The sequence below is a fragment of the Streptomyces sp. NPDC002935 genome, assembly GCF_040611295.1.
GTDB lineage: Bacteria > Actinomycetota > Actinomycetes > Streptomycetales > Streptomycetaceae > Streptomyces.
This window is the reverse complement of record NZ_JBEXNW010000007.1, coordinates 123,594-139,958: the sequence shown is the minus strand read 5'-3', so window position 1 is coordinate 139,958 and position 16,365 is coordinate 123,594. Positions and strand designations below refer to the sequence as shown.

At 71.5% G+C, this 16,365-nt stretch carries 15 protein-coding genes; 7 read left to right on the top strand and 8 right to left on the bottom strand.

Annotated features, from left to right (window positions below; translation table 11 throughout):
- Positions 1-52: 52 nt before the first annotated feature.
- Genes ABZX90_RS11790 through ABZX90_RS11770 form a run of 5 tightly spaced genes read right to left on the bottom strand, consistent with a single transcriptional unit; the run spans position 53 to position 5,285 of the window.
- Positions 53-937 (bottom strand): glycosyltransferase, encoded by an 885-nt coding sequence (locus ABZX90_RS11790; protein ID WP_351119333.1) that lies wholly within the window; start codon positions 935-937, stop codon positions 53-55.
- Positions 934-1,713 (bottom strand): CDP-alcohol phosphatidyltransferase family protein, encoded by a 780-nt coding sequence (locus tag ABZX90_RS11785; RefSeq protein WP_351119332.1) that lies wholly within the window; start codon positions 1,711-1,713, stop codon positions 934-936. Before ABZX90_RS11785 ends, ABZX90_RS11790 begins: the two co-directional genes overlap by 4 nt.
- Positions 1,691-2,752, bottom strand: a complete 1,062-nt coding sequence (locus tag ABZX90_RS11780; protein WP_355203863.1) for an iron-containing alcohol dehydrogenase family protein — start codon at positions 2,750-2,752, stop codon at positions 1,691-1,693. Before ABZX90_RS11780 ends, ABZX90_RS11785 begins: the two co-directional genes overlap by 23 nt.
- Positions 2,740-3,492, bottom strand: coding sequence for a phosphocholine cytidylyltransferase family protein (locus tag ABZX90_RS11775; protein ID WP_355203860.1), 753 nt, complete (start codon positions 3,490-3,492; stop codon positions 2,740-2,742). Before ABZX90_RS11775 ends, ABZX90_RS11780 begins: the two co-directional genes overlap by 13 nt.
- Positions 3,489-5,285 (bottom strand): DUF5941 domain-containing protein, encoded by a 1,797-nt coding sequence (locus ABZX90_RS11770; protein WP_355204168.1) that lies wholly within the window; start codon positions 5,283-5,285, stop codon positions 3,489-3,491. The genes ABZX90_RS11775 and ABZX90_RS11770 overlap by 4 nt, the downstream gene beginning before the upstream one ends.
- Before the next feature lie 321 nt (positions 5,286-5,606).
- Between ABZX90_RS11770 and galE the strand changes: the two genes are divergently transcribed.
- The 4 genes from galE to idi all read left to right on the top strand — a co-directional run bounded on the left by galE (position 5,607) and on the right by idi (position 9,168).
- A complete protein-coding gene (gene galE / locus ABZX90_RS11765) occupies positions 5,607-6,587 on the top strand; it encodes a UDP-glucose 4-epimerase GalE (RefSeq protein WP_355203857.1) in 981 nt (326 codons plus the stop codon).
- A 136-nt stretch (positions 6,588-6,723) separates the two neighbouring features.
- Positions 6,724-7,662, top strand: a complete 939-nt coding sequence (locus ABZX90_RS11760) for a cation diffusion facilitator family transporter (protein WP_355203854.1) — start codon at positions 6,724-6,726, stop codon at positions 7,660-7,662.
- Between the two features lie 239 nt (positions 7,663-7,901).
- Positions 7,902-8,450 (top strand): N-acetyltransferase, encoded by a 549-nt coding sequence (locus tag ABZX90_RS11755; protein WP_351119325.1) that lies wholly within the window; start codon positions 7,902-7,904, stop codon positions 8,448-8,450.
- A 124-nt stretch (positions 8,451-8,574) separates the two neighbouring features.
- Positions 8,575-9,168 carry an isopentenyl-diphosphate Delta-isomerase gene (gene idi, locus ABZX90_RS11750; RefSeq protein WP_351119324.1) on the top strand — a complete coding sequence of 198 codons (594 nt, stop codon included), beginning with the start codon at positions 8,575-8,577 and terminating at the stop codon, positions 9,166-9,168.
- Positions 9,169-9,177: 9 nt separating this feature from the next.
- On the opposite strand, the gene ABZX90_RS11745 is transcribed toward idi, so the two are convergent.
- The gene (locus ABZX90_RS11745; protein ID WP_355204165.1) at positions 9,178-9,678 is read right to left on the bottom strand and encodes an ATP-binding protein; all 501 of its coding nucleotides are present in this window, start codon (positions 9,676-9,678) and stop codon (positions 9,178-9,180) included.
- 328 nt (positions 9,679-10,006) lie between these two features.
- Here ABZX90_RS11745 and ABZX90_RS11740 point away from each other — a divergent pair, with 328 nt between their 5' ends.
- On the top strand, positions 10,007-10,750 hold the full coding sequence (locus tag ABZX90_RS11740; protein ID WP_355203850.1) for an enoyl-CoA hydratase-related protein: 744 nt from the start codon (positions 10,007-10,009) through the stop codon (positions 10,748-10,750).
- A 106-nt stretch (positions 10,751-10,856) separates the two neighbouring features.
- Here ABZX90_RS11740 and ABZX90_RS11735 read toward each other — a convergent pair whose 3' ends face one another.
- Both ABZX90_RS11735 and ABZX90_RS11730 read right to left on the bottom strand, forming a co-directional pair.
- Positions 10,857-11,492, bottom strand: a complete 636-nt coding sequence (locus ABZX90_RS11735) for a DJ-1/PfpI family protein (protein WP_355203847.1) — start codon at positions 11,490-11,492, stop codon at positions 10,857-10,859.
- 269 nt (positions 11,493-11,761) lie between these two features.
- Positions 11,762-12,715 carry a GlxA family transcriptional regulator gene (locus ABZX90_RS11730; protein WP_355203844.1) on the bottom strand — a complete coding sequence of 318 codons (954 nt, stop codon included), beginning with the start codon at positions 12,713-12,715 and terminating at the stop codon, positions 11,762-11,764.
- 112 nt (positions 12,716-12,827) lie between these two features.
- On the opposite strand from ABZX90_RS11730, the gene ABZX90_RS11725 reads away from it, so the two are divergent.
- Together ABZX90_RS11725 and ABZX90_RS11720 are read left to right on the top strand one after the other, a co-directional pair.
- The gene (locus ABZX90_RS11725) at positions 12,828-13,694 is read left to right on the top strand and encodes a hypothetical protein (RefSeq protein ID WP_355203841.1); all 867 of its coding nucleotides are present in this window, start codon (positions 12,828-12,830) and stop codon (positions 13,692-13,694) included.
- 176 nt (positions 13,695-13,870) lie between these two features.
- On the top strand, positions 13,871-16,261 hold the full coding sequence (locus ABZX90_RS11720; RefSeq protein WP_355203838.1) for a Tex family protein: 2,391 nt from the start codon (positions 13,871-13,873) through the stop codon (positions 16,259-16,261).
- Positions 16,262-16,365 lie beyond the last annotated feature (104 nt).

The following is a 16,365-nucleotide window of genomic DNA, read 5'->3' as shown; positions in this document are numbered from 1 at the left end:
AGGCATGAGCCGGGGACCGGGTACGGCCCGAATGCTCTCAGAATCGAGCTTGTCAGATGACAGGTGGACGGCCCAGTCGAGTCAGCCGCCATACCGTACGCCACTTCATGGGACGCCGGGGTCCGCACGGACTGGTCCAGCCTTCCCTGAATCCGCCGAACCAGGCCCGCAGGGCCGCTCGCGAAGGGCGGCGCAGCAGCGTCAGGAGCATCCAGACGCCGAGGTAGACCGGGACCAGCGGGGCGGGGAGGTTGCGGCGCGCGAGCCAGACGCGGTTGCGGGCCACCATGCGGTGGTAGACCGCGTGCCGCGAGGGGGCGGTCGTGGGGTGGTACAGCACCATGTCGGAGCGGTAGTCGATCATCCAGCCGGCGTCGAGGGCCCGCCAGGCCAGGTCGGTCTCCTCGTGCGCGTAGAAGAAGGCGTCCGGGAGCCCGCCGACCTCGGCGAGGACCCTCGTACGGACCGCGTTGGCGCCGCCGAGGAACGTGGTGACGCGCGAGGAGCGCATCGGGTCGGCGGCGCGCAGCCTCGGGACATGGCGGCGTTGGGTCTCGCCGGTCTCGGGGTCGGCGATGCGGAAGCTGATGATGCCGAGGTCCGGGTCGTCGGCGAAGGCCCGGCGGCACAGCTCGGCGGTGTCGTGGTGGGCCAGCAGGCCGTCGTCGTCCAGGAAGAGGAGGACGTCCACGTCCGTGCCGCCGGGGCCGAAGGCCTCTATGCCGACGTTGCGGCCGCCGGGGATGCCGAGGTTCTCGGGCAGTTCCACCGTGCGGACGCCCGCGGGGACGTCCGGGACGGGTGAGCCGTTGCCGACCACGACCACCTCGACCCTGTCGCCGTCCTGCTTGGCGACGGAGTCGAGGAGGGCTCGGAGCTCGTCGGGACGGTTGCCCATGGTGATGATCACCGCGCCGACCTTCGTCGCCGTACTCACTTGAGCCTGCTCGAAGCGAGGATGGACACCAGGTGCAGCACGGTCTGCAGGACCGCGATGCCGGCGAGCACCGCGGTGCCGAGCCGGGTGAAGAACAGGTCTCCCCTGATCTGGTCCGCGATCGCGAGGACCAGGATCAGCAGGGACGCCTCGATGCCGAGGACCAGCCGGTGGAACTTGAGGGCCGCGGCGGCCCTGCGGGCCAGCGCCACGCCAGAGGAGCGGGGCTCGGACGCGGACTCCTTGACCGGGGGCAGCCCGCCCTGGTGGCGGGCGACGCCGACGAGATCGGTCTCGGCCTTGATCAGGATCGCGCCGAGCGCGGCCAGTGTGCCGAGGAAGGCCCACAGCCAGTCGGCGCTTCCGGTGCCCCACAGGTCGGCGGCGCGCAGACCGAGGCCGACGAGGACGGCCGCGTCGGTCAGATAGGCCCCGACGCGGTCCAGGTAGACCCCGCCGAGCGAGTACTGCTTCTTCCAGCGCGCGACCTCGCCGTCGACACAGTCGAGCAGCAGATAGAGCTGGACCATCACCACGCCGAGCACGGCGCCCGCGATCCCCGGCACCAGCAGTGCCGGGGCCGCGAGCACGCCGCACAGGGTCATCAGGTACGTGAGCTGGTTGGGCGTGATCCTGGTGTTCACCAGGTAGCGGTCGCAGCGCAGCGAGATCTCTCGCATGTACAGGCGTCCCGCCCAGTGCTCACCGCTGCGCCGGTCCTTCACCCCTGGGGGGTGAACGACGGGGCGGAGTTCAGCTACCGATGGCCTTGGCATAGTCGGAGTAGATGTCCTTGATCTGGTGGGGTTTCAGGTCGAGATGTTCGAGGATCGTGTAGCGGCCGGGCCGGGTCCGCGGAGCGAACTCCACGACCTGCACGAACTCGTCCACGGTGAAGCCGATCTCCTCGGGCAGTACCGGCAGTCCGTGCCGGTGCAGCACCTCGGCCATGAACGCCGCCTCCTCGTGCGCCCCGCGCAGATACATCGCGAAGGCCGCGCCCAGGCCGCACTGCTCGCCGTGGCTCGCCGCGCGCTGGGGGAAGAGGAGGTCGAAGGCGTGGTTGATCTCGTGGCAGGAGCCGGAGGCCGGGCGTGAGTCGCCCGAGATCGACATCGCGACACCGGTGAGGACGAGCGCCTCCGCGAGAACCTGGAGGAAGTCGTTGTCGCCGACACCGCCGGGGTGCCGAAGCACGGCCTCGCCCGCCTGGCGCGCCATGGCGGCGGCCAGCCCGTCGATCTTCTCGCCGTTGACCCGGTTGGACAGCTCCCAGTCGGCGATCGCGTTGATGTTGGAGATCGCGTCCCCGATGCCCGCCCGGACGAACCGGACCGGCGCCTCACGGATCACGTCGAGGTCGATGACCACGGCGATGGGGTTCGGCACACCGTACGAGCCGCGGCCCGCGTCGTTGTCGAGCGTCGCGACCGGCGAGCACAGACCGTCGTGCGCGAGGTTCGTGGGCACCGCGACCAGCGGCAGCCCGACCCGCGCCGCGGCGAACTTCGCACAGTCGATGATCTTGCCGCCGCCGAGGCCGACGACGGCGTCGTAGTGCCCGGACTTCATGTCGCCGGCCAGCCGGATCGCGTCGTCGAGCGTGCCGCCGCCGACCTCGTACCAGGTGGCTCCCGGCAGCGCCGGGGCGAGCCGCTCGCGCAGCCTCGCGCCCGAGCCGTTGCTGACCGCGATGGCCAGCTTGCCCGAGTGCGAGATGCGCTCATCGCTGAGCACACTCGCCAGGTCGTCCAGGGCACCCGGACGGATGTCGACGACGACCGGCGAGGGGATGAGCCTCGTCAGTACTGGCACGCGATCTCACGTCCCTTGGCGAGGTCGTCGTGGTTGTCGATCTCGACCCACTTGACGTCGCCGATCGGCGCGACGTCGATCGTGAAGCCGCGGTTGACGAGCTCCTGGTAGCCGTGCTCGTAGAACTGCTGCGGGTCGGTCTCCCACACCGTCTTGAGGGCGTCGGCCAGCTCGTCGGCGGCGGCGCCCTCGATGAGGGTCACGCCGATGTACTCACCGGTGGCCTCGGACGGGTCCATGAGCTTGGTGATCTTCTGGACGCCCTTCTCGGGGTCCACGACGACCTTCATCTCCTCGTCGGCGAGCTTCTTCACCGTGTCGAGGGCGAGAATGATCTTCTTGCCCTCGCCGCGGGCGGCGAGCAGCGTGCGCTCGACGGAGACCGGGTGCACGGTGTCGCCGTTGGCGAGTATCACGCCGTCCTTCAGGGCGTCACGACCGCACCACAGGGAGTAGGCGTTGTTCCACTCCTCGGCCTTGTCGTTGTCGATGAGGGTGATCTTGAGGCCGTACTTCTCCTCAAGGGCCGCCTGGCGGTCGTACACGGCTTCCTTGCGGTAGCCGACGATGATGCCGACTTCGGTCAGGCCGATCTCGGCGAAGTTGCCGAGGGTCAGGTCCAGGACCGTGAGGGAGTCCTCCGCGCCCGCGGGGCCCACCGGCACGAGAGCCTTCGGGAGGCTGTCCGTGTAGGGGCGCAGACGCCGTCCAGCGCCGGCAGCCAGTACGAGGCCGATCATGCGGGTTCTCCTTCATCGTGTACGGCGGGCGCCCCGGTGGACACCCAGAAGCGGATGCTCTCGGCGAGCACCAGAAGGGCAACGGCCACGGCGAACACCGTGAGCGCGACCTTGAACTGTGCGGCGGCGAGCACCGCGGCCAGGACGGTGACCAGCAACGTCCGGCCTTCGTGCCCGCCGATCGCCCGCACCAGCCAGTGCGGGGGAGCTCCGGCGTTGCCGCGGATGCGGTACACCGTGTCGTAGTGATGGTAGGCGACTGCGGCCACCAGGCCGAAAGCTGCCGGAAGTGCTCCGTTCACGTCGGCGTTGACCGCCAGCATCAGAACGGTGAGGTACTCGGCCGCGCGGAAGAAGGGCGGGACCAGCCAGTCGAGGGCGCCCTTCAGGGGCCTGAGCAGGGCGACCGGCGACAGCAGGACGTAGACGACGGCGCCCAGCACGGGCCACCAGCTGCCGTAGGGGGCGAGTGCGGCGGAGGTCACGACGATCGCCCCGGCGGCCAGGGCGACGAGGGCCGGGGCGATGCGCGGGAGGCGGTCGGCGTATCGGGTCAGGTACTCGGCGAGCATGCCGGAGTCGGTGAGGTCCGCGAGCGCCTGGGCGGCGCGGTCCGTGCGGCGCGCCTTGCGGGTCAGCGAGCGCAGCACCCGGCCCGCCGTGGTGTAGGTGGCCGCGAACGCGCAGCCGGCGAGCAGCGCGTAGAAGGTGATACGAGGGGTCGTCAGCGCGGTGAGAACGGCGATCATCGCCCATCGTTCGCCGATGGGCAGGACTATCATCCGGCGCACCCAGACCGTCCAGCCGACGCCGTCGAGCTTGTCCGAGAGGGCCGCGGTGGGGCTGGTGTTGGCCGTGGCGTCGTGGTTCGCCTCGTTGAAGGAGAAGTCCACGACGTGCCGGCAGGTCTGGAGGATCATCGCGCCGAGGGCGAGCGCCCATACGTCGTCGCCGCCGCGGGCCGCGCCGAGCGCGAGGCCGGCGTAGTAGGCGTACTCCTTGGCGCGGTCGAAGGTCGCGTCCAGCCAGGCGCCGAGCGTCGAGTACTGGAGGGAGTAGCGGGCGAGCTGTCCGTCCGTGCAGTCCAGGACGAACGAGAACATGAGCAGCAGCCCGGCCGCGACGAAGCCGACGCGGGTGCCGGTGGCGGCGCAGCCCGCGGCGATCAGCGCGGTGATCAGCGAGGCGGTGGTGACCTGGTTCGGGGTCAGGCCGCGGCGGGCGCACCAGCGGGCGATGTAGCGCGAGTACGGGCTGATGCAGTACGTGGTGAAGAAGCCGTCGCGGGCCTTGACCGCGCTGCGCAGCCGCACGGCCTCGTCGTCGACGACCGAGACGGCCTGCCGGACCTCGTTGCGCTCCTGCGGATCGGCGGGGACGGCGGCGACGAGGCTGCCGAGCTCCGGGCGGTACACGGCGAGGCCGTCCGCGTCGAGTGCGGCGGCGAGGCGCTCGGCGAGGTTCTCCGTGGCGACGGCCAGGCTGCCCGCGGCCGCGCTCTCCTGGGCCACGGCACGGGTCAGCGCCCGCCGGGCCTCGGGCTGCACGCATACGGCGCCGGGCAGCGCGGACGCGGCGAAGCGGGGGTCGGTCAGGCCGAGGCGCAGGGCGTGCGGATGGCCCACGAAGCGGGCATCCACGACGGCGACCCGGTCACGGGCGGGCACGGCGGCGAGCAGCGTCGCGGTCTCCCCCGCGTCGGAGGCGAGCCGCACGTCGAAGCCGAGGGTCCGCAGATCGCCTTCGAGCGACGATCCGGGGACCGGCTGGCCGGTGAGGATGGCGGTCGGCAGCGAACTCACTCCCTGAGTGCCGGCGCGGCCTGGCGCCTGGCGTGTGCGTGATGGGATGGCCCCCGGTCCGCGGCGGCGGCCCCGGCGGCATGTCGGCAGAGGGTATCCGATGAAGGGAAGCAGGCGTTCACCGCCCGTTCATGGCCCGATCAACCCGTTTTGCCTTGCAGGTACCGCGATCATCATCGGGGATTCCGGGCCCTGGCCACAAACCCGGGTTCACAGACCGGCGCATTCTCGGCATGCCGCACGGCGCCCTCCGCACCCCGCCGCGGCGGGGCCCGTCGGAGGCCGCGCGGGACCGGCATAGGGTGGTCGTCCATGACATGGCTGATCACAGGCGGAGCCGGATACATCGGGGCACACGTGGCCCGGGCGATGGAGGAGGCCGGGGAGCGCGTCGTCGCCCTCGACGACCTCTCGTCCGGGGTACCGAACCGGCTTCCGGAGAGCATTCCGCTCGTTCAGGGGTCGTCGCTGGACGGGGATCTGCTCAAGCGGGTCCTGGCGGAGCACGCGGTGACGGGTGTCGTGCACCTCGCCGCGCGCAAGCAGGTCGGCGAGTCCGTGGCCGAACCGACGCGCTACTACCAGGAGAACGTGGGCGGCCTCGCGACCCTCCTCGACGCGGTCGCCGGGGCGGGCGTCAAGCGCTTCGTGTTCTCGTCGTCGGCGGCCGTCTACGGCAACCCCGATGTGGACCTCATCACGGAGCGCACTCCCTGTGCCCCGATGAGCCCCTACGGCGAGACGAAGCTCGCCGGCGAGTGGCTGGTGCGGGCCGCGGGCCGGGCGCACGGCATCGCCACCGTCTGCCTGCGCTACTTCAACGTGGCGGGCGCGGCCTCACCGGAGCTCGCCGACACGGGAGTCTTCAACATCATCCCGATGGTGTTCGACCGGCTCACCCGCGACGAGGCCCCGCGGATCTTCGGCGACGACTACCCGACGCCGGACGGCACCTGCGTACGCGACTACATCCATGTCGCCGACCTCGCCGAGGCGCATCTCACGGCGGCCCGGCGGCTGGCCGACGGTGCGAGTGGTGACCTCACGGTCAACATCGGCCGCGGCGAAGGGGTCTCCGTGCGGGAGCTCCTGGCACTCGTCGCCGACGTCACCGGGAACACCCGGCAGCCGCTCGTCGAGCCGCGCCGCCCGGGCGACGCCCCGCGCGCGGTCGCGTCGGCGGCCGTGGCCGCCGAACAGCTGGGCTGGGGAGCACGGCGCGAGGTGCGCGAGATGGTGGAGTCGGCCTGGCGGGGCTGGCTGCTGCACCATCCGGAGGCCATGCCCGCCTGATCGTGGCGGATGCTCTGACCTGCGCATCGTTTCCGCAGGTCAGAGCATATGACAACGGTGTTCAGTGCCGCGTTGCCCGGTACCCTCCGCCCGTAGTTCACTGTGACGACCGAGCAGAAAACGGGAGGCGGCTTTCATGGGGGCTGGGCACGACCACGGGCACGCGCACGGCGCTCCCCCGACCGGTACGGCGGCGGCCGCGTACCGCGGGAGGCTGCGTGTCGCGCTGGCGATCACGCTCACCGTCGTGGTCGTCGAGATCTTCGGCGGTCTCCTCGCCGATTCGCTCGCGCTCGTCGCGGACGCGGCACATATGGCGACGGACGCGCTGGGTCTTGGCATGGCCCTGCTCGCGATCCACTTTGCGGCGCGCCCGCCGAGCGAGAAGCGCACCTTCGGCTACGCGCGGGCCGAGATCCTCGCCGCGCTCGCCAACTGTCTGCTGCTGCTCGTGGTCGGCGGCTATGTCCTCGTCGAGGCGATCCAGCGCTTCGTGACGCCCGCGGACACCCGGGGCGGGCTGACCATCGTGTTCGGTGTGATCGGTCTGGTCGCCAACACCATCTCGCTGACGCTCTTGATGCGCGGGCAGAAGGACAGCCTGAACGTCCGCGGCGCCTTCCTGGAGGTGGCGGCGGACGCGCTGGGCTCGCTGGCGGTCATCATCGCCGCGGTGGTGATCATGACCACCGGCTGGCAGGCCGCGGACCCGATCGCCTCGATCGCCATCGCCCTGATGATCGTCCCGCGCACCTGGAGACTGCTCCAGGAGACGCTCGACGTGCTCCTGGAGGCGGCGCCCAAGGGGGTCGACATGGCCGAGGTTCGCGCCCACATCCTGGCCCTCGACGGTGTGGAGGACATCCACGACCTGCACGCCTGGACCATCACGTCCGGCATGCCGGTCCTGTCCGCGCACGTGGTCGTCAGCTCGGACATCCTGAACGCGATCGGCCACGAGAAGATCCTCCACGAACTCCAGGGCTGCCTGGGCGTCCACTTCGACGTCGAGCACTGCACGTTCCAGCTGGAGCCGAGCGGACACGCGGAACACGAGGCGAAGCTCTGCCACTGACGTCCGGCCCGTGCCGGCCGCGGTGCCCCGGGACCGGCGGCCGAGTGGTCGCCCGTAATCCGGAGGCGGCACCGGGGCGCTCCCTGCTAGCGTGGCCGGCGATCCCAGGAGGTGGGTTGATGACGGTCGCGTTCGGCGCTGCCCCGTGCAGCGACATCGTCGTCCCCGTTTCCCGGGCCCGGGGCTGACCCGCCGGTCACCGACGCGTCGGCCGGGCCCCTCATCCAAGGGTTTCCACGTTGACCGACCCCATCGAAAACACCCGACACACCGAACCCACCGCTGCCTGGCGCACCCGCCTGGAGACCTCTGCCGACGTCGGCGAGGTGTACGCGGTGACCGCCGCCGCCTTCGGCCGGGCGGAGGAAGCCGATCTGGTGGACGCGCTGCGCACCGACGCAAAGGCATGGCTGCCCGGCCTGTCGTACGTCGCCGAGGCGCCGGACGGCACGATCGCGGCGTACGCCCTGATCACTCGCTGTCATGTCGACGACGCCCCGGCGGCCGCGCTGGCGCCGGTCGCCGTCCGGCCGGACCGGCAGCGCCGGGGCGCCGGATCGGCTGTCGTACGCACGGTGCTGGAGGCGGCACGCGCGCGGGGTGAGCGACTCGTCCTCGTACTCGGGCATCCCGGGTACTACCCGAGGTTCGGCTTCGGGCCCGCCGCCGCCTACGGCATCCGGCCCGGATTCGACGTGCCCTCCGAACACCTGATGGCCCTGGTCCTCGACGATTCCTTGTCGGTGACACCGGGCACCCTCAGGTATCCGGCCGCTTTCGGCGTCTGACCCACGTCGGCCGTACGTCCCGCTCGGGGCTCCCCCGGGCGGGACATGCGGGAGCCGCGAAGTGCCGGGAGTGCCGGTTTCGTACGGCAGACTTGGGGCTTGAAGACCGATGCGAAGGATGGGTATGCCGATCACACCTGCCACCGCGACGCACAGTTCGTCGAACGGCACCGTTGAAGCGATCTTGCTGGAACTGGTCGACGAGGACGGCAACACGATCGGTACGGCCGAGAAGCTCGCGGCTCATCAGGCCCCGGGCCAGTTGCACAGAGCGTTCTCGGTGTTCCTCTTCGACGAACAGGGCCGGCTGCTGTTGCAGCAGCGCGCCCTCGGCAAGTACCACTCCCCCGGCGTCTGGTCGAACACCTGCTGCGGCCACCCCTACCCGGGCGAGGCACCCTTCGCCGCGGCGGCCCGGCGGACGTACGAGGAGCTCGGGGTGTCGCCGACCCTGCTCGCCGAGGCGGGCACGGTCCGTTACAACCACCCGGACCCCGACTCGGGCCTGGTGGAGCAGGAGTACAACCACCTCTTCGTCGGGATGGTTCAGTCGGTGCTGCGGCCCGACGCGGAGGAGGTCGGCTCGACGGCCTTCGTGACCGCCGCCGAGCTGGCGGAGCGGCACGCCAAAGATCCCTTCTCGGCGTGGTTCATGACGGTGCTGGACGCGGCCCGTCCGGCGATCCGGGAGCTGACGGGCCCGTCCGCGGGCTGGTAGCCGGTCCTCCTACACGCCTGGAGCGAGCGGCAGGGCGGCCCAGATCACCTTGCCGCCGCTCGCGGTGTGCTCGACGTCGCACACTCCGCCGAACTCCCGGGTGACCTCACTCACCAGCAGCAGGCCCCGGCCCCCGGTCTGCCCGTGGTCGGCCTCCAGGGCGGTCGGACGGTAGGGGTGGTTGTCCTCGACGGACACGCGCACCCACTCGGCGCCGACCGCGACCTCCACCGCGAGCACCGGCGACAGAAGTGCCGCGTGCTTGACGGCGTTCGTGACCAGTTCGGAGACGATCAACAGCAATCCATGAACGAGATCGTCCGAGACGGGTACCCCCTGGCGGACCAGCAGATCACGGACGGCGTGCCGCGCCTGCGGCACCGAGGCGTCGACCGCGGGAGCGGTGAACCGCCACACCCCTTCGTACGGCAGCGGTCCCGGCGATCTGACGCCGGGAGTCGCGCCGCCGCCTTCAGGGCTCGGGTCGGACCCCCGCCCGAGGTTCTCCATCGTCCGGTCGCCACCCTTGCGCTCGATTGTCACCACATGTCGAGTGTTGGTAATGCGCTGGTCCGTACCGGATGACTGAACAGAAGTCAGCAATTATCGATGGTTTCTGATCGTCCGCGCATGACCCGGTCTATTCTGCGACAGTTCCTGCCCCCCTTGTGGCGACTTCGGAAACTCTTCGGGTTGTACGGGTTTGCCCCTCAGGTGACCCGATTCGTTCCCCTCGACTCCGTCGCCCACGAAAGGGTCCGATATGGGACGATCCGCACCTCCTCGTGCCATGCCCGGCCTGATCATCCGGTCGGCGGGTGCAGATAGCATCCGGCGTATGGAGCCGCAGCTTTTGCACCACGTCGGCGACGGAGTCGCCACCGTCGTCATTCATCACCCCGCCAAGCGGAACGCCATGACGACGGGGATGTGGCGAGCGCTGCCGCCGCTGCTGGACGAGCTGGCCGTGCGCGCCGATGTGCACGCCCTGGTGCTCACCGGTGAGGGCGGGACGTTCTGCGCCGGAGCCGACATCTCGACGCTGCGGGGCTCTTCAGACGAGGCTCAGGGCCTCGCCGTGCGCGCCGAGGACGCCCTCGCGGCGTTCCCCAAGCCGACGCTGGCCGCGATTCGCGGCTACTGCGTGGGCGGCGGGTCCCAGCTCGCGGCCGCCTGCGATCTGCGGTTCGCACAGGAGGGGTCGCTGTTCGGGGTGACTCCCGCGAAGCTCGGGATCGTCTATCCGTCCTCCTCCACGCGGCGGTTGGCCGCACTGGTGGGTCCGTCCACCGCCAAGTATCTGCTCTTCTCCGGCGAGTTGATCGACACCGAGCGCGCCCTGCGCACGGGCCTGGTGGACGAGGTGCTGCCCGAGGGCCAACTCGACAAGCGGGTCGCGGAGTTCACCCGCGTCCTGGCCGCGCGCTCCCTGCTGACGCAGGCGGCGGCGAAGGAGTTCGCGAACGGGCGCACCGACCGTGACGCGTACTGGGTGGAACAGGCGCGCGGCGGCGGCGACACCGAGGAGGGGGTCGCCGCCTTCCTGGAGCGCAGGCAGCCGCACTTCACCTGGACCCCGTGAGGTCGCGTCGGCCGTGCAGGGCGCATGAGACCGGCGGCCTGAGCGGCTGCGGCTGCCTCTGCATCTACGGCTACGGCTACGGCTACGGCTACGGCTACGGCTACGGCTACGTCAGAAGGAAACGGCTCTTGCTCCGGAACTCCTCGACCAGGTGCGCGGGCGCCTTCTGCGGGGACCCGGCGTCGTAGGGCGGCTGCGGGTCGTACTCGGTCAGCAGCTGGACGGCCTGGGCGTGTTCGTCCCCGGCGATCCGGCCGAGCAGGGTGAGCCCCATGTCGATGCCGGAGGAGACACCGGCCGCGGTCACGTACTTGCCGTCGAACACGACCCGCTCCGCCGTCGGCTCGGCGCCGAACCGCTCCAGCTGGTCGAGGGCCAGCCAGTGGGAGGTGGCCCGGCGGCCGTCCAGGAGCCCCGCGGCGGCGAGCAGCAGGGAGCCGGTGCACACCGAGGTCGTCCAGACACTGGTGCCGTCGGCGGCCCGCAGCCAGTCGAGGAGGACCCGGTTGTCCATCTGCTCGCTCTGGCCCGGCCCTCCCGGTACCACCACGATGTCCGGGTTCGGCACCTCCGCGAGGCTCCGGTCCGCGGTCAGCGCGAGCCGGCCGGTGTCGGAACGGACCGGGCCGGTGCGCTCGGCGACGAAGACGGTGTCCGCGTCGGGCAGGCGGCCGAGGGTCTCGTACGGGCCCACGGCGTCCAGGGCGGTGAAGCGGTCGTAGAGGACGATGGCGATCTGCATCGGGTTCCTTTCGACGAGGGGTCTCGTGCGGGCCCCTGAGTGAGTGGGTGGGTGGGCGCGGGAGTCGCGGCGGACGGGGAGAGGGCCCGTGCCGACCCGTATGAGCTGGGTTCAGCCCGAGGGGAGCAGGGTTCGGCCCGTGGCGGTCGGCGCCGGCCCGAGGGAGCCGGCGTCTGCCCACGCGGGCTGGCGTCCGCCCTGCAGGCCGGCGTCTGCCGATGGGACCGGCGTCAGCCAATGCGGGCCGGCGTCTGCCCATGGGGTCGGCGTCAGCTCATGGGGGCCGGCCGGAAGCGGCGGCGGTACTCGGCGGGTGCCGAGCCGAGGATCTTCACGAAGGTACGGCGCATGGCCTCGGGCGTGCCGTAGCCGCAGGCGCGGGAGACCTCCTCGATGCCGTCGGCGGAGTCCTCCAGCAGACGGCGGGCGTGTTCGAGACGGACCCGCTCGACGTACCGGCCGGGCGTCGTACCCGTCTCGGTCCGGAAAGCGCGGGCGAAGTGGCGGGGCGAGAGACGGGCGCGGGCGGCGAGCGACTCGACGCTCAGGTCGTCGCCCGGGTGCTCGGATATCCACTGCTGGACCTCGCGCAGCGGCTCGCGTCGCGCTGTCTGGGCGGCGAGCTGGGCACTGAACTGGGCCTGGTTGCCGGGGCGCCGGAGGAAGACGACGAGGTGACGGGCGATGGTGAGGGCGGCCTCGCGGTCCAGATCCTCCTCGACGAGGGCCAGGGCCAGGTCGATGCCGGAGGTGACGCCCGCCGAGGTGGCCACGTGGCCGTCGCGTACGTAGATCGGGTCCGGGTCGACCGTGACCGCCGGGTGGTCGTGGGCGAGCTGGTCGCAGTACGCCCAGTGGGTCGTGGCGCGGCGGCCGTCGAGAAGGCCCGCCGCCGCGAGCAGTCCGGCGCCGGTGCAGACCGAGACCAGACGCTCGGCGCGCGGACCGTGGGCGCGCAGCCAGCCGATCAGGCGGGGGTCCGGGCGCCGGGTGCCGCGGCCGCCGGGAACCAGCAGGGTGTGCGGGTCGGGCACGTCGGCGAGCGTCCGGTCCGGGACCAGGACGAGGCCGCTGGAGGAGCGCACCGGGGCGCCGTCCAGCGAGGCCGTGCTGATGCGGTACGAGCCGCCGCGGTAGGTCTCGGCGCCCGCGAACACCTCCAGGGGGCCGGTGACGTCGAGGCTCTGCACGCCGTCGAAGAGGACGATCAGGACCGTTCGCATGCCTCGATTCTCGACCGGCCCGCTCATGGCCGCAATGACGTGGACCCCGCCTTTCCTGCCATGACGGGCCTCACTGTTCACGACATACCAACCAGTCGGTAATGTGCGGGGCATGACTCCTCCCCTGCCGGAGCGCGCCGGGCGCCGCTGCCACAACGTCCTCAACCCGCTGCACTCGACGCACTACTTCTCGCCCGAGCTGCGGCGCGAGCTGGCCGCGGTCGGTATCGAGGACGAACGGGCCGGGTACCTCGCGGCGCGGGCCGCCGCGATGGGCGCGGTCGGCGCGGGCGTGGTGACGGCGACGTTCTTCAACTTCCGGCACGAGCTGGTGGCCGAGCATGTGCCCGCGGTGTGGCGGACGGCCTCCCCGGAGGCGGTCCTCGCGGCACGCGTGCGTGCCGTGGACGCGACGCTCAGGCGGCTGCTCGGCGAGGACGTCATCGTCTCCAAGGACGTGGCCGAGGCCGCGGAGCTCGCCCTGCGCGCGGCCGAGGCCTGCGGCCGGACCGCCCGCCCGCTCTACGCCGCGCACGCGGACCTCCCCGTGCCCGAGGCGCCGCACCTGGCGCTCTGGCACGCGGCCACCCTGCTGCGTGAGCACCGGGGCGACGGTCACCTCGCGGTGCTGCTCGACGCTGAGCTCGACCCGGTGGAGGCCCTGGTGAGCCACACCGCCACCGGCAAGGGCATGGCTCCCCGATGGGTGCTGGGTACGCGCGGCTGGTCCCGGCAGGACTGGGAGGCCGCGTCCGGGCGGCTGCGGGAGCGCGGGTTGCTCGACACGGAGGGCGAGTTGACGCCGGCAGGTGCGGCCCTGCGCCAGGACATCGAGGCCCGGACGGACCGCCTCGACCGTGCCCCCTACGAGCACCTGGGAACCGCCGGGGTGGAGCGGCTCACCGAGATCGCGAAGGGCCTGCTGATGACGGCGTTCGCCGCCGGCGCGTTCCCGGAGGGAATGATCGGCAAGGAATGACCGGCGGGGCCCGAGGTGCCCCGACGTCTCCCGGCGTCTCCCGGCTCCCCCTCCGGGAGACGAAACGGTCCCGGCGCGCGGCGCGCGACCCGTCCGGGTGCCGCCGTGATCCCCCGTTGTCGGTGTCACCTGCCACAATTGCCGCGCAACCTCAGTGGAGAAGGCGGTACGGGATCGTGACGACACCCCTCGTAGGGTCCATCGAAGGCAGGATCGCCGAGGAGCTCGGCGTACGGGAGCGGCAGGTCAAGGCCGCCGTCGACTTGCTCGACGGCGGTTCGACGGTGCCCTTCATCGCCCGCTACCGCAAGGAAGCGACCGAGATGCTCGACGATGCGCAGCTGCGCACCCTCGAGGAGCGGCTGCGCTATCTGCGGGAACTGGAGGACCGGCGCGCCGCGATCCTCGACTCGGTGCGCGAGCAGGGCAAGCTCAGCGCCGATGTCGAGGCGCAGATCAGGGCCGCCGAGACGAAGGCGCGCCTTGAGGACATCTACCTGCCGTTCAAGCCCAAGCGGCGCACCAAGGCGCAGATCGCGCGCGAGGCGGGTCTTGAGCCGCTGGCCGAGGGCCTGCTCGGCGATCCGTCGGTCGACCCGCTCGCCGCGGCGGCGGCCTTCGTCGACGCCGACAAGGGCGTCGCCGACCCGCAGGCCGCCCTGGACGGCGCCCGGTCGATCCTCACCGAGCGCTTCTCCGAGGACGCCGACCTGATCGGCGAGCTGCGCGAGCGCATGTGGGTGCGCGGACGGCTCGCCGCCAAGGTGCGGGAGGGCAAGGAGGAGGCGGGTGCCAAATTCGCCGACTACTTCGACTTCGCCGAGCCCTTCAAGCAGCTGCCCTCGCACCGGATCCTGGCCATGCTGCGCGGCGAGAAGGAGGACGTCCTCGATCTCGTCCTGGAACCCGAGGAGCCCACCGAGGGGCCTTCCTCGTACGAGGGGATCGTCGCCCACCGTTTCGGGATCGCCGACCGCGGCCGTCCTGGCGACAAGTGGCTGACGGACACCGCCCGTTGGGCCTGGCGCACCCGCATTCTCGTGCACCTCGGCATCGACGTGCGCCTCAGGCTGCGCACCGCCGCCGAGGACGAGGCGGTGAACGTCTTCGCGGCCAACCTGCGGGACCTGCTGCTCGCCGCCCCGGCGGGCACTCGCGCCACGCTGGGCCTGGACCCGGGTTTCCGTACGGGCGTGAAGGTCGCCGTCGTCGACGCGACCGGCAAGGTCGTGGCGACGGACGTGATCTACCCGCACGTCCCGGCCAACAAGTGGGACGAGGCCATCGCCAAGCTCGCCCGGCTCGCCAAGGAGCACGCGGTCGAGCTGATCGCGATCGGCAACGGCACGGCTTCGCGCGAGACCGACAAGCTCGCCGGTGAACTCATCACCAGGCACCCGGAGCTGAATGTCACCAAGGTGATGGTGTCGGAGGCCGGGGCGTCGGTGTACTCGGCGTCCGCGTTCGCCTCCCAGGAGCTGCCCGAGATGGACGTGTCGCTGCGCGGCGCCGTCTCCATCGCGCGCCGGCTCCAGGATCCGCTGGCCGAGCTGGTGAAGATCGACCCGAAGTCGATCGGTGTCGGGCAGTACCAGCACGACCTGTCCGAGGTGAAGCTGTCGCGGTCGCTGGACGCGGTGGTCGAGGACTGTGTGAACGGCGTGGGCGTGGACGTGAACACCGCCTCCGCCCCGCTGCTCTCCCGGGTCTCCGGCATCACCTCCGGCCTCGCGGAGAACATCGTGGCGCACCGCGACGCCAACGGTCCCTTCACCTCCCGCAAGGCTCTCAAGAGCGTGGCCCGGCTCGGCCCCAAGGCGTACGAGCAGTGCGCGGGATTCCTGCGGATCCGGGGCGGGGACGACCCGCTGGACGCGTCCAGCGTGCACCCCGAGGCGTACCCCGTGGTGCGGCGGATGGTGAAGACGGCGGGCGACGAGGTCGCGTCGCTGATCGGCAACACGGGTGTGCTGCGCTCGCTGAGGCCGGCCGACTTCGTCGACGAGACCTTCGGTCTGCCGACCGTCACGGACATCCTCCGGGAGCTGGAGAAGCCGGGGCGCGACCCGCGGCCCGCCTTCAAGACCGCCACCTTCAAGGACGGCGTCGAGAAGATCTCCGACCTGGCGTCCGGGATGGTCCTGGAGGGGGTCGTCACGAACGTGGCCGCGTTCGGCGCCTTCGTGGACGTCGGCGTCCACCAGGACGGGCTCGTGCACGTCTCCGCGATGTCCAAGACCTTCGTCAAGGACCCGCGCGACGTCGTGAAGCCCGGCGACATCGTCAAGGTGAAGGTCCTGGAGATCGACATCCCGCGCAAGCGGATCTCGCTGACGCTCCGGCTGGACGACGAGGCGGCGGCCCAGGCCGCCGAGGGCGGCGGTCGTCCCGAGCGGGGCGGTCGGCCACCTCAGCAGCGTGGACAGCGGCAGGGCGGCCGCGCAGGCGGTACAGGGGGCGGCGGTGCGGGGGGCGGCTCCCGGCAGGCTCCGCCGCCGGCGAACAGCGCGATGGCCGACGCCCTGCGGCGCGCGGGCCTGACCGACCCCAAGCGAGGCCGGGGCTGACACACGGAGGGGGCGGCCGCCGTCATCGGCAGCCGCCCCCTCCGCGGTCCGGTCTCAAGGTTCCGCGGTCCGGGCTCGGGTTCCGTGGTCCGGGCTCAAGGTTC

Coding starts and splice junctions, on each gene's coding strand:
- ABZX90_RS11785 (WP_351119332.1), bottom strand. CDS start 1,713: ATGCCAAGGCCATCGGTAGCTGAACTCCGCCCCGTCGTTCACCCCCCA.
- ABZX90_RS11775 (WP_355203860.1), bottom strand. CDS start 3,492: ATGATCGGCCTCGTACTGGCTGCCGGCGCTGGACGGCGTCTGCGCCCC.
- galE (WP_355203857.1), top strand. CDS start 5,607: ATGACATGGCTGATCACAGGCGGAGCCGGATACATCGGGGCACACGTG.
- ABZX90_RS11760 (WP_355203854.1), top strand. CDS start 6,724: ATGGGGGCTGGGCACGACCACGGGCACGCGCACGGCGCTCCCCCGACC.
- idi (WP_351119324.1), top strand. CDS start 8,575: ATGCCGATCACACCTGCCACCGCGACGCACAGTTCGTCGAACGGCACC.
- ABZX90_RS11745 (WP_355204165.1), bottom strand. CDS start 9,678: ATGGAGAACCTCGGGCGGGGGTCCGACCCGAGCCCTGAAGGCGGCGGC.
- ABZX90_RS11740 (WP_355203850.1), top strand. CDS start 10,007: ATGGAGCCGCAGCTTTTGCACCACGTCGGCGACGGAGTCGCCACCGTC.
- ABZX90_RS11735 (WP_355203847.1), bottom strand. CDS start 11,492: ATGCAGATCGCCATCGTCCTCTACGACCGCTTCACCGCCCTGGACGCC.
- ABZX90_RS11730 (WP_355203844.1), bottom strand. CDS start 12,715: ATGCGAACGGTCCTGATCGTCCTCTTCGACGGCGTGCAGAGCCTCGAC.
- ABZX90_RS11725 (WP_355203841.1), top strand. CDS start 12,828: ATGACTCCTCCCCTGCCGGAGCGCGCCGGGCGCCGCTGCCACAACGTC.